15 protein-coding genes and 1 other annotated feature are annotated in these 13,856 nt (G+C 47.5%); of the genes, 6 read left to right on the top strand and 9 right to left on the bottom strand.

What is annotated here, in order from left to right:
- Positions 1-6: 6 nt before the first annotated feature.
- The 6 genes from KNP87_RS14575 to KNP87_RS14600 all read left to right on the top strand — a co-directional run bounded on the left by KNP87_RS14575 (position 7) and on the right by KNP87_RS14600 (position 4,577).
- Positions 7-297 (top strand): EscU/YscU/HrcU family type III secretion system export apparatus switch protein, encoded by a 291-nt coding sequence (locus tag KNP87_RS14575; RefSeq protein ID WP_012371297.1) that lies wholly within the window; start codon positions 7-9, stop codon positions 295-297.
- Positions 294-686, top strand: a complete 393-nt coding sequence (locus KNP87_RS14580; RefSeq protein WP_214722116.1) for a flagellar export chaperone FliS — start codon at positions 294-296, stop codon at positions 684-686. The genes KNP87_RS14575 and KNP87_RS14580 overlap by 4 nt, the downstream gene beginning before the upstream one ends.
- Positions 686-1,576 (top strand): flagellin N-terminal helical domain-containing protein, encoded by an 891-nt coding sequence (locus KNP87_RS14585; RefSeq protein ID WP_214722117.1) that lies wholly within the window; start codon positions 686-688, stop codon positions 1,574-1,576. Before KNP87_RS14580 ends, KNP87_RS14585 begins: the two co-directional genes overlap by 1 nt.
- Before the next feature lie 18 nt (positions 1,577-1,594).
- Positions 1,595-2,035 (top strand): YaaR family protein, encoded by a 441-nt coding sequence (locus KNP87_RS14590; protein WP_214722118.1) that lies wholly within the window; start codon positions 1,595-1,597, stop codon positions 2,033-2,035.
- A 23-nt stretch (positions 2,036-2,058) separates the two neighbouring features.
- A complete protein-coding gene (locus KNP87_RS14595) occupies positions 2,059-2,727 on the top strand; it encodes a DUF2225 domain-containing protein (protein WP_214722119.1) in 669 nt (222 codons plus the stop codon).
- A 95-nt stretch (positions 2,728-2,822) separates the two neighbouring features.
- Complete coding sequence (locus tag KNP87_RS14600) at positions 2,823-4,577, top strand: GGDEF domain-containing protein (protein WP_214722120.1); 1,755 nt, start codon at positions 2,823-2,825, stop codon at positions 4,575-4,577.
- Positions 4,578-4,612: 35 nt separating this feature from the next.
- Here the strand turns inward: KNP87_RS14600 and KNP87_RS14605 are convergent, their stop codons facing one another.
- The 9 genes from KNP87_RS14605 to KNP87_RS14645 all read right to left on the bottom strand — a co-directional run bounded on the left by KNP87_RS14605 (position 4,613) and on the right by KNP87_RS14645 (position 13,372).
- The gene (locus tag KNP87_RS14605) at positions 4,613-4,792 is read right to left on the bottom strand and encodes a hypothetical protein (protein ID WP_012371303.1); all 180 of its coding nucleotides are present in this window, start codon (positions 4,790-4,792) and stop codon (positions 4,613-4,615) included.
- A gap of 27 nt (positions 4,793-4,819) precedes the next feature.
- Positions 4,820-5,206: a hypothetical protein gene (locus tag KNP87_RS14610; RefSeq protein WP_353049374.1), complete on the bottom strand. Its 387-nt coding sequence runs from the start codon at positions 5,204-5,206 to the stop codon at positions 4,820-4,822.
- On the bottom strand, positions 5,170-5,541 hold the full coding sequence (gene fliS, locus KNP87_RS14615; protein ID WP_214722121.1) for a flagellar export chaperone FliS: 372 nt from the start codon (positions 5,539-5,541) through the stop codon (positions 5,170-5,172). The genes KNP87_RS14610 and fliS overlap by 37 nt, the downstream gene beginning before the upstream one ends.
- 13 nt (positions 5,542-5,554) lie before the next feature.
- On the bottom strand, positions 5,555-7,126 hold the full coding sequence (gene fliD / locus KNP87_RS14620) for a flagellar filament capping protein FliD (RefSeq protein ID WP_214722122.1): 1,572 nt from the start codon (positions 7,124-7,126) through the stop codon (positions 5,555-5,557).
- A 17-nt stretch (positions 7,127-7,143) separates the two neighbouring features.
- Entirely contained in the window at positions 7,144-7,500 is a 357-nt protein-coding gene (locus KNP87_RS14625) for a flagellar protein FlaG (RefSeq protein WP_214722123.1), read from the bottom strand.
- Positions 7,501-8,007: 507 nt separating this feature from the next.
- Positions 8,008-9,363: a flagellin N-terminal helical domain-containing protein gene (locus KNP87_RS14630; protein ID WP_214722124.1), complete on the bottom strand. Its 1,356-nt coding sequence runs from the start codon at positions 9,361-9,363 to the stop codon at positions 8,008-8,010.
- Between the two features lie 223 nt (positions 9,364-9,586).
- Positions 9,587-10,870, bottom strand: coding sequence for a methyl-accepting chemotaxis protein (locus tag KNP87_RS14635; RefSeq protein WP_214722125.1), 1,284 nt, complete (start codon positions 10,868-10,870; stop codon positions 9,587-9,589).
- 201 nt (positions 10,871-11,071) lie between these two features.
- On the bottom strand, positions 11,072-12,586 hold the full coding sequence (locus KNP87_RS14640; RefSeq protein ID WP_214722126.1) for a peptide ABC transporter substrate-binding protein: 1,515 nt from the start codon (positions 12,584-12,586) through the stop codon (positions 11,072-11,074).
- Between the two features lie 95 nt (positions 12,587-12,681).
- Positions 12,682-12,917: a binding site (T-box leader), on the bottom strand.
- A gap of 62 nt (positions 12,918-12,979) precedes the next feature.
- A complete protein-coding gene (locus tag KNP87_RS14645; protein WP_214722127.1) occupies positions 12,980-13,372 on the bottom strand; it encodes a hypothetical protein in 393 nt (130 codons plus the stop codon).
- Positions 13,373-13,856: the final 484 nt, after the last annotated feature.

Raw genomic sequence — 13,856 nt, forward strand, 5'->3', positions numbered from 1 at the left:
GGAGCCATGTATCAGAAAATTGATTTAAAACATCGCAAATCAGCGGCTGTTCTCCGGTACGATGAAGCGTCCGGCAATGCGCCTATCGTCGTCGCCCGGGCGACCGGTGCCGCAGCCGACCGGATTTTACAGGAAGCCCGTGCAAGCGGCGTCGCAATCGAACAAGACACGTCGCTGCTCGGTCACCTGCTCGACCTCGATCTTGGAACGGCGATTCCACCGCAACTCTATGACGTGATGGCGGAACTGTTACTGTTGATTGAAGAACTGGATCACGCGAAAGGACGGAACTCATGACCGAACAAGAACTGTACCAGATGACACCGCAACAACTGACGGAGACGATGTTAAAAGGACTTGTCCTGCAATATGAACAAGCAATCCTCAGTCGCGACGAGCGACGGTTCGATGCCGTCAACAGCCGTCTGCAAAAAGCTTACCAACTGCTCGAGAAACTGCAGGCCGGACTGAACGACGAAGGCGGCATCATCACAGCGCAACTTGATCAACTGTATTATTACTTAGCCGAACAGACGTTACAGGCTTACATCGAACCAACGCGCTTGGAAGAACTGTTGCAACTAACGGAAGAATTACTCGTCACCTGGCAAGCAGCCAGTCTGAAGAAAGACCGTCCCCTCGTCCGGGCGGCACACCATGAGCGTTACGAAGGGATGGACTATTAATGCGGATTTCAAACAATGTGCAGGCTTTAAAAGCCTACCGAAACTTAAGCGCTAATCAGCTGAACGTCAAGACGACGATGGATAAACTGTCGAGCGGTCAAAAAATCAACCGCGGTGCCGATGATGCGGCGGGTCTCGCGATTTCCGAAAAGATGCGCAACCGTCTCAAAGCGCTTGATAAAGCGGAACAAAACGTCCTTGACGGGATTTCAATGGTTCAGACGGTCGAAGGCGGACTCAGCGAAACCCACAGCCTCCTGCAACGGATGCGGGAACTGGCTGTCCAAGCCGGTAACGGAACACTCGCGACGGAAGACCGGACGGCGATCCAAGAAGAGATCAACCAGCTGACGAACGAAGTCTCGCGAATTGCCGAAACGACGCAATTTAACGGCAAAAAATTACTGACAGGTGCATATGGAAAAGACAATGCCGTCTTTATTCAGACAAACGCCGGTGCGAGTGAAGGCATCTCTTTGACGATCGATGATATGCGTGCATGTAACATCGGGATCGCCTCGACGACACAAGCGAACGAAAATGTCCGTCCTCTCGATTTCCCGAGTGACGACGGCACACCGGAATACGCGCTCAGCGTCATGACGAGCAGCGACGCCGATCAAGCGATCAGCCTTTACACGAAAGCAATCGATACGATTTCCCAGCAACGGGCGAAACTCGGAGCGATCCAAAACCGGTTCGAAGCGATGTCATCCGTCCTCAGCGTCAGCAAGGAAAACCTGACGGCATCCGAGTCACGGATTCGTGACACCGATATGGCACGTGAGATGATGGAGTATGCGAAGTACAACATTCTCAATCAATCGGGGATGGCAATGATCGCGCAAGCCAACGCCTTGCCGCAAGGCGTCCTGCAATTACTTAACTAACGAAAGGTGGAACCACCGATGGACATCCGGCGCATCCAAGAAACAAGCCGCCTGCAGACACCGAAGACCGGACCACGTGAGGTCGAAGCATCGATGACGTTTTCGGCTCTGATGCAAGATAAACGCGAGCATAAAGGCTACGAACGCCTGCAACAAAAATTGATGCTCGTTGAAGAACACGGTCAACTACTGGCGGAAAGCCAGACGATTGAGCACCTCGAAGCCTATAAAGAAAAAATCAAGGATTTTCTGAAGGATGCCCTTGATCAATCACAACAAGTTGAAGAAAAACGCGGCTTCAACCGCCGCGGCCGGACGAAAATCTATAAGGTCGTCGAACAGGTCGACGCTAAACTGCTCCAACTGACCGACAACGTCATTTCCGGCGAATCACGCCGCCTTGAGATTTTGGATCAAATCGGCGAAATCAAAGGAATGCTCGTCAACGTTTTTGTCTAAATTTATCTTGAGGAGCCACTCCGATGCCCGACCTCTATCTTAAAAAATGCCGTTGCCCCTATTGTCTCAAAGAAACAGAGACGAAACGGGTCTTGAGTCGCCATATCCGTGTCGACAAAACGGATCGTGACGGGATGATCCATTATAAAGGATCCAACGTCTACTATTATGAGCCGGTTCAGTGCACACACTGCCGGTTCCTGTTCCACGATACATTCGGTAAGTTGCCGTCCGACGTCCGGGAGACGCTCGCAACCAACATCTTGCCGACGTTGCCAATCTTACCGTTTGCGGCAACCGAACGAACAGCGGACCAAGCCCTGCAACTCTACAAACTGTGTCTCTATACAGCGCAGATCACCCGACAAAAAGATGCCATCCAAGCGATGCTTGGCGTACGGATCGCCTGGCTTTATCGGTTACTCAACAACCATGAGCAAGAGTTACTCTGGATGGAGCGCTCTGTCTTGAAGTATGAAGCGTTGTACGAGTCTTACACGGATTCGGTTGAAACCGGAATTCCAGAAGATCTACTTTTACTACGGCTCGCCGATTTGTACGCTGTCCTCGAGCGAACAGCAGATGCCCGCAAATGGTACAGCGTCATTTTCCAAAGCAAAACAGTTTCCGATCGCGTAAAAAAAGACGCTCGGCAACACTGGGAATTCTACCGGGAACAGCACGACCTCTAACCCTGTTCGTCTTCGATGTGTGAGATGAAACAGGGGTTTTCTCTCTTATTGACGAAACAGAACAGTACGACATTCTTTAGAAAGGAGGCGAACGCATGAACCGAACCTTCATCATCGGTCTGTATGTACTGGTACTCTATCCTGCCTTGTTTTTGACATTCAATCCGGCTGTGACGCCGGTCATCGCCGGAATCACTACGTTGATTGGCTTAAGTTACTGTGCCCGGTCGGCGTATGTTCAGTTCATCAGACCTCGACCGAGGCATCCGTACAGGCTGATTGGCTACGCGATTCTGTTGTTCTGGCTCGGGATTGTCCTGAACCTCGGCTTGGCGCTTTTACCGAGCCGCTTGCATCCCGTCTGGTCCGATGCCTTGGCCAATGTGACGTTGACCCTGTTTTTGTTTTTGACCGCCCTCGTCCTGGCACGGCTGATTGACTGGTCGTCGTTCCGGCAAAACCGATTGCTGCATCTCGACGGCTTCATCTTGTTCGGCATGTCGTTCGCCTTCGGATACGTGCTGATTCTGCAAAATGTACCGGAATTTGCTCGGACACCGCTCGAACTGGTGGCGATGACGGTGTATGCCGTCTGTTTCTTGGCTCTCCTGTTCGCATTTTTGATTCTTTATACAACTGGCTTACGGGACACGATACGGCATCGTCTGTTACTGCAATCTGTCACCCTGTTTTGTGTGACGAACTTCGGCTACTATACGTTTCTCGTCCGTGATCAACTGGAGATCGCCGTCTTCTTTTTACCACTTTATCCAATTAGTTTAGCCGGCTTGATTGGTTATTTTCGGGATGTCCCGCCCGTCGTCGCCAGTCAGCGGACGTTATCACGTCCCTATCTGCCGTATATCAGTCTTGCCTTGCTCTTGATCTGGATCACTTTTTTTGAAGTCCCCGGCATCGTCTACATCTTAGCGATCACGGTCCTCTTTTCATTGTTTTTGATTCGGCAATTTTTCTCCGAACGCCGCAATCAACAACTGTTTCAAGAACATGAAATCGTCGAGTTCGATCTCGCCCGCCGTGTGAAAGAACAGACGTCACTGCTCGAGTTACGAAAAGAAGAATACCGCCGTCTGTTTCTTGACCATCCGGAACCGATTCTGCAGATCAATCGGACGGGTTCGTTGCACGCGATGAATCCAGCGGCAGCCGAACGGTTCGGTCAAGACTTACCGGATCAGTTGTTGCACCAGCTACGGCAAGAAGTCGCAAGTCTTTCGTCCAGCCGGAAACTGCTGTTGCAGGATGACAAGTTCACATATGATACGACATTAATTCCGGTGCCAGATCATGCTTATGTTTACGCCTTATTGTCCGATATCACGGAGACGCTTGAGCAAGAACAGTGGCTCGAAAGCCTCGGCTACCACGATGCCTTGACGCGACTTCCGAATCGACGCTATTTCGAAGAACAGCTGGAAAAGCAACTGTCACAACTCGATATCGGCTCATTGTTGTTTATTGATCTCGACGGTTTCAAACAAGTCAATGACCAGTATGGTCATGACGCGGGGGATTACGTCCTTCAAGAAACAGCCAATCGTCTTCGGCTCCATCTCTGGGATGACGAGGTCGCAGCGCGACTCGGTGGTGACGAATTCATCGTCTTCCTGGTCCGCTCGAAGCCGGAGACGATTCAGTATACCGAGATGCTCATCGAGCAGCTCAATCAGCCGTTTTGGTTCAAAGGCACTGCGATGTCGGTCACGCCGTCGATCGGGATTGCCCGATATCCGGACGATGGGACGACGACAAGCTTGCTGTTGATCCGGGCCGATGAAGCAATGTACAGCGTTAAACAACACGAAAAAAACGCTTATCGGTTTAAATGAAAAGAGGACCTCCCGCAATGGAAGGTCCTTTTTCGTTACAACGACTCGCGTCGATATTTTTCTTCTTCATACGCATCCGGTAAATCGGAAATCGGACGTTCGGCTTCTTCCCAGGATTCCGACTCGACATCCGGTTCGATGAACTGATCATACGAGCCGTCAGATCGATAAAATGGTTTGACGACCTTTCGTTTCTTGTCTTCACGTTTTGTCACGCGAGATCCCTCCCTAAGGCTAGAAAGTTACTGACGAGAATCAAAATACGGTGAAAAACTGCCTTCGACTTCTTCATACGGATCAACATACGATTTCCGACTCGTTTTCGTCTGACGCAATTGATTGATTTGTACCCCTAATTTAGCGGTTTCTGACGATAATTTCAAGTCGATTTTTTGACTGTCGGCGACAAGCTCCTGAATAACGGCTTGATTCGCACCGGCCAATAAATTCGAATGGGCAGCAATAAACGCTTCCCGTTCATTCAACAGGTTCTGAATCTTCAGCAACCACTCGTCGTAGACTTCTTCCTCCGGCGTCTGCTCCAGCAGTTCCATCAGATGTTTCGTCTTCAGACGGAGCGGGTCAAGCGGACTCATCGTTGACGCGCGAGTTTCATCGCTTCTTTCCACGTCTCACGGAACTCTTCCGCAAAACCGATCACTTCATCAATTGCCACAACATCATTTTTGACATTGGCATCAATCAGACGCCCTTGCATGTAGTCGTATAAATTATTTAAGTCTTTGGACAAGGCAATCGACTGGTTGAGCGTCAGTTGAAGTTCAAGGATAATCGCCTGTGCTTTTTGAATGTTCGTGTTTTTTTGTTCAATCAAATTCTGTTCGATCGCCCGTTTGGCAAGCATCGAGAACTTGATCAGTCCTTCATACAGCATCAACGTCAAATCTTGGGGTAAAGCAGTGGTCACTGAGTTCGTTTGGTACGTCGCGTATGGGTTTGCCATCTGAAGTCCTCCTTTATTGTCCTAAGTATGAAGCGAGGGTCGCCGACTGGCTGTTCGCTTGGTTCATCGCCTGTTCCATCGCTGCAAAGCGACGGTAATAGCTGTCTTCTTTTGTTTTTAACTTGTCTTCCCATGTCAACATGCTCTTATCGAGATCAGCCAATGATTTACCGAGACGGTATGTCGTCGCGACGGCACCATCAAGCCCTGCGACCTTCGAGATTTTATCACGCATCGTTGTGGCGAAGCCTTGGATTTGACGGACAAATCCGTCGAGTCCAGCTGTACTCGGAATCGGATTTCCTTGAGCATCTTTCGCTGGTTCCGGTGCATCGGCCGTAAATAACTTATAGACACCTTCCGGCTGTTCTTCGAGCATCTTCTTCAGTTTCGTTTCATCAATTTTGAGCTTCCCGCCATCTCGGAAGTCACTCGTCGAGGTGATGCCGATTTGCGACATGTAGTTGAGTTCAATCGTTTTTGAGTCCGCTGTATAAGAATATCCTGTATCAATCTTCGCAGAGATGGCACTACGGAATGACGTCATCCCATCACGCAGGAAACTGTCATTTTTCAAAACACCACTGATGGCTTTTTCTTCCCACTTCTTGACTTCATCTTCACTTAACTCTTTCCGTTGCGCATCCGTCAACGGTTGAAAGTCGCGGTACTTTTCTTCGCGGACTTTTTTATTCATCTTATCAATCAAATCATTATATTTATCGACAAACTTCTTGATGGAATCAAAGTTTGCTTGTGTGTCGAGTTTTGTGTTAATCGTCGTCGCAGTCGTTGATGTTCCATTTAAGGTAATCGTCAAACCATTTTGCGTAAAGGTATTCGTTTTTTGTTCCAGCGCGGTTCCACCGATGCTGTAGATGGTGTTCTTACCTTCGACTGCTGTCTTGACAGGTTCTGTACCAGCGATCGGCGTATTTTTATCTGTCCAGGAAATTTCGTTGGATGCAGCGAGTTTCCCCGTACTTTGACGTGTCAGAACCAGTTTTCCAGTAATGTCATTGAAGACCGCACTGAGACCAAGCGATTTATCGTTATTGATTTTCGATACAAGGTCACTGATTGTTGCCGTTCCGTCAAACTTCATAGTCACTGGTGCACCTGCTGTTCCGTCCGCTTGATAGGTTGCTAACTCCAGTTCCATGTTACCGGATCCATCTTTTGCAACTAAACCACTCGCATCGAGTTTCGTTTGACTGGAAATAGATCCTGTTGCTGAAGCATGACGTGAAATGACAAGCGATGATGCCGATGCAAGTTGTGTCACACTATCGATTGTCACACTGCCTGCTGTCGCTGCTGGACTTGCCGTAACGACAACTTTTGATGTATCCGAACTGGTTGCTGCCTTCGCCGTATAGTTTTTGGATAACAGCATATCGCTCGCTGCTGTCCGTAAGTCAAGCAAACCACGATTCATTTCGCGGTAAGCATCCCGTTGCCACGTTAGCGTCTGTTTCTTTTGTGACAGACGATCCACTGGTGCACGTTCTGCCTGCATCAATTGTTTAATCATCGTTTCTGTATCAATCCCACTTGCGAGACCACTAAGACGTATTCCTGCCATCCAATCAGTCCTTTCCGTTAAATCCGTTTATCAATCAGTTGGTTAAATTCCATGAAGGCGGCAAAAAAATCGAGTTCTTTTTTACTCGGAATTTCTTGAACGACATGGTTATTCGTATCGACGACTTGAATATAAAATTCATTGAGCTTTTCATGTTTGACGAACTTTAAACCGGTTCGTTGCGCTTCGAGCTGAACATTCGCTTTCTCAATGGCCGTTTCGAGTTTCGTAATGTGTTGTGGCGTCGGTAAGATGACGATGCCATCTTGCGCCAAATCTTCTTGATTCGCTTCAACGAAGACATTCCGTGTCGCTTCGTAAGGTAAAATATTTTCAGGCAGGTGAAGCCGAATTTCCGTGTTAATGGAATTCATGGACAAACACTCCTTTTTCTTCTCTATGTAGTATATCGGCATCTTCTAACAAGTTGTAATACCTGTTTTAAAATTCAATAGAAAAAGGCCATGGAACGAGTCCATGACCTTTAAATAAGCTATACGACCAATTACGATTAACGGAGTAATTGGAGAACGCCTTGCGGCTGTTGGTTCGCTTGCTACGCGCATTAGCTTTCGCTAATGATAAGACTATATCTTCATCCTAGGTATACTAGGAGCTGGGCGCTTCCCCCGCCGTTTACGGAGTACGGATTTCATAACCATCGGAAGTCTCCATTAGGTCGTTTATCCTAGTCGTTGAACCTTCACCAAGGTTTCCCTACAGGTGCTTGGCTGCTGATTGTCCAATCCTTGACGTTTTTCAGAACGGTCACGCTCGCCGTTTCCAGCCACGTTGTCGTACACCAAGGCTCTCAGGAGTTCCAGCAATTCACCCAGTCATGCTCTGATCAGTTACCCAATCAGACGCCCGGTGGAATCAAATTACCGAAGGAGTTGAAGGACGCCTTGAGGTGTTTGATTCGATTGAGCCAACATTGCTTGTGCAGCTTGCGCAAGAATCGAGTTTTTCGTTTGGTTCATCATTTCTTTCGCCATGTCAACGTCACGGATACGTGATTCTGCAGCTGTTAGGTTTTCAGAAGATGTTTTGAGGTTGTTGATTGTGTGATCAAGACGGTTTTGGAAAGCACCAAGTTTTGAACGCTCACCAGACACTGATTGAATGGCGTTATCTAAAGAGAGAATTGCTTTGTTTGCCCCACCTTGAGTAGTTACATCGAGATCCTTAATAAATCCATCCGTTGCGTTCCCAAGTGTTTTTGTTGAAATCTCATTGATATCAATTAACATATTTTGATCTTTGTTCGCACCAATTTGTAAGGAAGCTCCGCTGCTAGTAACTGAAACGGTAGCAGTAGAAGCTGCAGCACCTTTAGCTACAAATTCAGCACTCTTATAGTTAACGTTTTGACCAACACCAGTTACCTGTTGAGAAATATTATCTGCATCTACGAAAGTAGCAACAGCATCTTCACCAGCTGTAACTGTTCCACCAAATTCAGCCGCATCAGTCCCGCCTAAAACAATTTTCGAACTAGAACCAAAGTTAGATTGGTCTAGCTTTACACTACCTGAAGAATCAGTAGCCGTTACTCCAGTGGTGCTAGAGTAAGAATTGATTTTAGCAAGAACATCTGCATTAGTTGCACTTGTCATACCTGAAAAATCAATTTTTGTACCATTGATAGTTAAATCTTTTGCACTTACATCAGTAGCTGATGTAAAGTCTGTCGAACCAGCCGCGGCACTACTTTTTGTTGCAGCAGTGTCAACTGTAATACTATAATCTCCTACTTTTAAACCAGTAACACTTGCCACTGAGACATTTGTAGTGTTACTTGAAGTTCCTACAGCACCTACACTACCATTCAATAACTTTTGAGTATTAAATTCTGTCGTAGTAGAAATACGATCAATTTCAGACTTTAATTGTGAAACTTCTTTTTGCATTTCTTTACGATCGTCTAATGTATTTGTATCATTTGAAGATTGAACTGAAAGTTCACGCATCCGTTGAAGGATATCGTGCGTTTCGTTCAATGCACCTTCAGCTGTTTGAATCATTGAGATACCATCTTGTGCGTTACGTGAAGCTTGATCAAGTCCACGAACTTGTCCACGCATTTTTTCAGAGATTGCAAGACCAGCTGCATCGTCGCCTGCTTTGTTGATGCGAAGACCTGAAGCGAGCTTCTCCATTGATTTACCTTGAGCTGCGTTTGCGCTCGACAGTTTGTTGTGAGTGTTAATTGCTGTAATGTTGTGATTGATAATCATTTTAAGTTTCCCTCCATAGGAATAAATTTTTTGTCTCTTTGAAGATCCGTCTTCGCCGAGATGCGCCCCCTGGCCGGCCCAAGAGTAGCGCGGTGGTTGTAGTCGATGACTGCTTCCACTCTATATATCGTCGTCGCGTCGAAATGTTTAACAGTTTCTCTCAAAAAAAATAAAAAAATTCAAACAAAAATCGCAGACGATGAATCCGTCTGCGATTTTTAATTTACAGACGTGTCGCGCCTGTCTCTTCCTGTAATTGTTCCGCAACTGCGACGAGCTCTTCCATCGCCCCGTTAACTTCACCGAGTGAAGCCGCCTGGTGACTGGACGCCTGCAAGACCTGCTCCGCATGTTTCGATGCTTCTTCGACCATTGCGAGGATGTTCGCCGTCGTTAATCCAACCTGATCAATTTCTTTGTCCGACTTAATGACGAGTTGATCAACCGATTGAACACGCGAATAGACACTTTCCGTCGACTGATGAATCTCTTCGAACGACGAGCCCGCTTGTTCAACGAGTCCAACACCAGTTGCAACTTCTTTTTGGACGTCGGTCATCGCTGTTGCTGTATCGTTAACGAGACGCTTAACACCGGAAATCAGATCGGTAATCTCTTTTGCTGACGTTGCTGTTTGTTCAGCGAGTTTCTTAACTTCCGCCGCAACGACAGCAAACCCACGCCCGGCATCGCCGGCACGTGCCGCTTCAATCGAGGCATTCAGACTGAGTAAGTTTGTCTGCGCTGAGATGTCACTGATGACATCGGTAATCCGCGAAATTTCACCTGTCATATCTGTCAGGCGACCGTTCAATGTTGCTGATTGTTCCATCTTGCTTGAAATCATATGCATCGCTTCGACCGAATCCGTTGCCAGTGTCTTCCCGTTCTCCGCTTCCGTTTGCATGACCGTCGCTGATTTCAACGCTTCGTTCATTTCTTTTGCGACTTCATCCATCGTTCGTTTGACGGCACCGAGCGCGTCCATCGACAGATACGCTTGATCAACATTTTCATTCATCTTTGTTGAGAGTTCTGCCATCGCCGAGCGGATGCTTTCACCCGACGCATTACCTTCTTGGACAGCCGCCGCAATTTCTTGCGCTGATGCTGTCAATTTATCACTTGAATTGCCCATCTGCGTCGCTTGTTTTCGAATATGTAAGACCATGACTTCGAGTTCATGCATCAATTGATCCACTTCGTCGCCGCGTTTCGCTTCTTCGAAGTCGACGTTAAAGTTGCCGTTTGCGACTTCACGTGCTGTTTCTGTCGCCTTTTCAATTGCTTTGATTGGTTGACGAAGAATCAATTGGATCAACGATGAACCGATGATTGATAAGATCAAGCCGATTCCGGCACCAAACCAAATCGACGGACCGTCTGCAATTTCCAGTCCCCGGTGTAAGAACAACGTCAACTGCGCTGAAATCCCGCCTGTGATGACCGAAATCGCCAGTACCCAGACAAACAACCGCATCTTTAAATTTTTCCGTAGCATACTCATCTTCGAAACTCCCTTTCTTGTTTCAAATCTCATCACCTTCTTTATCGGTCACTTCTGAGAACGCTTTAATAGAATTGACCTGATTTTGCAGTTCATGCTTCTCACGTTTTCGTCACATATGTAATAGACATAACAAAAAAAACATCCAGTCAACGCCTTCTATAGAAGAAAGGCGTTGGCTAGATGTCTGATGGTTTTACTTTACTTGCGGTCAATCTCAACGTATTTATACGAAATATCTGTTCCGACATTATGACGGGCCAGGTTTTTGACTTCCGTATTTTGAAGGAAAGCATTTTTCCGTTGGTAGACCGGTGAAATCGCTTGATCGTCGAGCAACATCGTTTCCGCTTTGCTCAACAATTCCAGACGTTTGTCTTGATCAAGTTCGTTTTCCGCTTGTTTCAACAGTTCATCGTACTGTTTGTTCGAGTAGTCCATCATGTTAAACGGATTGCCTGTCATGAACAGGTTCAAGTACGTTGTTGCATCCTGATAGTCTGGAGCCCAGCTCGCGAGTGACAAGTCGTAATCCCCTCGTCCTTCACGCGCCAACCGTTCTTTTTTCGGCAGTGACAACAGTTTAACATCGACGTTTTGTTGTTTCAGTGAACCTTGGATATACTCCCCGATTTTTTTCGAGACATCATCATCTTCAATGATCATCGTCAATTCGAGGTTTTGATCGGCGAGCACTTGTTTTGCTTGTGTTGCGTCAAACGACGCTTCGATTTGACGGGTCTTGTCGTACTTCGGATCAAGCTCTTGCGGGACGATGTAATCAGCCGGCAATGATCCGTTGCCAAGCAACGTTTCCGTCAAGGCTTTTTTATCGTAGGCGGCGTCAATCGCCTGACGTGTCTTCTGATCTTGTAATGCCTCTGTTTTTTGATTCATTCGGATAAAGAACATCCGCGAGTCGCTGAACGTGTTGTACTCTTTTTGATCTTTGTACGTGACGACGTTTTCCGAGTTTAATGGCGCGACATCAAGTTCACCTGTTTCAAACAAGTTGATCGCAAGCATCGGATCCTTGATGATTTTGACATCGACCTCGTCGATCTTGACGTTTTTCCGGTCCGCGTAGTCCGCGTTTTTCGCCAGCGTATAACCTTGCTCGGCCTGATATTTTTTGAATGTGAACGGTCCGTTGTAGACGTTCGTTTCCGGATCCGTTCCGAACTTGTCTCCCTGTGCTTTGACGATATCTTCCCGAACCGGCATATATGTGCCGAACGTCGTCATGCTGAGGAAGTACGGTGTCGGACGTTTCAGTTCGATTTGCAATGTCTCGTCGTCAATGACTTTTGTTTCTTTAACTGGTTCTAACAAGTAAGAAAACGGTGAGTTCGTCTCGATCACCCGTTCATAGGCATAACGGAAGTTTTCTGCCGTGACCGGCTTGCCATCCGACCATTTTGCGTTCGGATCAAGCTTAAACGTATAGACTTTTCCGTCTTCTGACACGCTGTGCGACTTCGCTGCTGCCGGGACGAGTTCATTGTTCGCATCAAACCGGTATAGTCCTTCGTAGATTTGATTGAAGATGTTTGATGTGATGGCATCTGCCGGGTCGACCGACAAGAGATCGTAACTTTCCATCGTGTGCAGGACTTTCTTTTCGTTTTCGTTTGGTGCTGCCTTTTCTGTTTCCGTCGTCGAGCATCCTGCGAGTAGGAACGCCGTGCTTGCCGCCGCGATCAATGTCTTTTTCATCAAAAATTCCTCCTAAAGATAATGTGCGTTGGATGATTCGGCGTTCCTTGACGTAAAACAAAAGACGCCCTCTATGCCACAGCAAAAGCTGATGCATAGAGGACGCCTGTATCCGCGCGGTGCCACCTCTAGTTGAGATTAAAAATCTCCTCTTGTCGCTGGTCCAACAACCAGCTAGCCCGGTAACGGGGGCAACCGTCCTGTCTACTGAATCGTTCAACAGGCTCTCAGCGGTCCATTCCCTGATCAGCTTACCGCGTCAGGCTCTCACCTTTCCTGACTCGCTTTGTCGGCAGTGTTGACGGTACTTACTCCGCGTCGTTGATTTGTTTGATATGGCTTAACTTGTTGTTTACTTTACACGGCTTGTTTTCAACTGTCAACGAAAAAAGCTTAGAACGGATGATCCTCTTTGCGTTCCTGTTCTTTTCGAACCGGACGGGGCCGGATCGGTTCAACGCGTTCCACATGTGTACGCGTGATGATCCGGTTTCCGAATGCCGCATCCAGTAAGATCGTAATGGCGGCTGCCATATGCAACAACATCCCGACGACCGGAATGACACCGACTGTCGACGCGACGATGCCGACGATGTTTCCTTTTGAGACCCGACCGGCTCGCGCCGTCAAGACGACGACCACGATATGAAAGGCAAGCATAAACAATAAGGGCGTGTAGCCTGTGCCCATGATGAAAAATCCACCTAACAACGGAATACCGAGTGCTGCCTCTAAACCACCTGATACCCACTTCAACGTCCGTAATGAATCCTGTCGACCGTCCATGACGTCGCCTCCTCTTTTTTTCCATATGTTTAGTATACGACAAAACATCGAGAAGGTTTCAGACTTCTTTTAGATTATGAACTTGTTTTTTCCTATTGTTCACTTCACCACTTGTCACCCGTTTTCTAACAAAAAAGCTTCCGTCGTCCGAGCGCGACTCCTACGGGAAAAGGAAGGGCTTGTCCCTTCCGTCAGGAACAGGCAAGACCCGGTCGTCCGAAGAGGACGATCGCGGCTTGCGTTCCGCCCGAGGAAAGCGCGCCAACGGACGAACGGAAACTTTGTCCTATTATTTAAGAAAGACCCAAGGTCTTGTTCTTGTATCAAAGTAAAAAAAGTCCACTGTCGTGGACTTTCCAGACTGAAGACAAAGTAGTGGTTTTTCTCTTGATTGAGAAGAACCGCTTTTTTGTTCGCTTCGAATCGTTTTCCTGGGACAAGCATCGCGCCGCATCGCTTCGCTGCTGGGTCGCTCCTGCTTGTT

This window comes from Exiguobacterium sp. s192, assembly GCF_018618795.1.
GTDB lineage: Bacteria > Bacillota > Bacilli > Exiguobacteriales > Exiguobacteriaceae > Exiguobacterium_A > Exiguobacterium_A undae.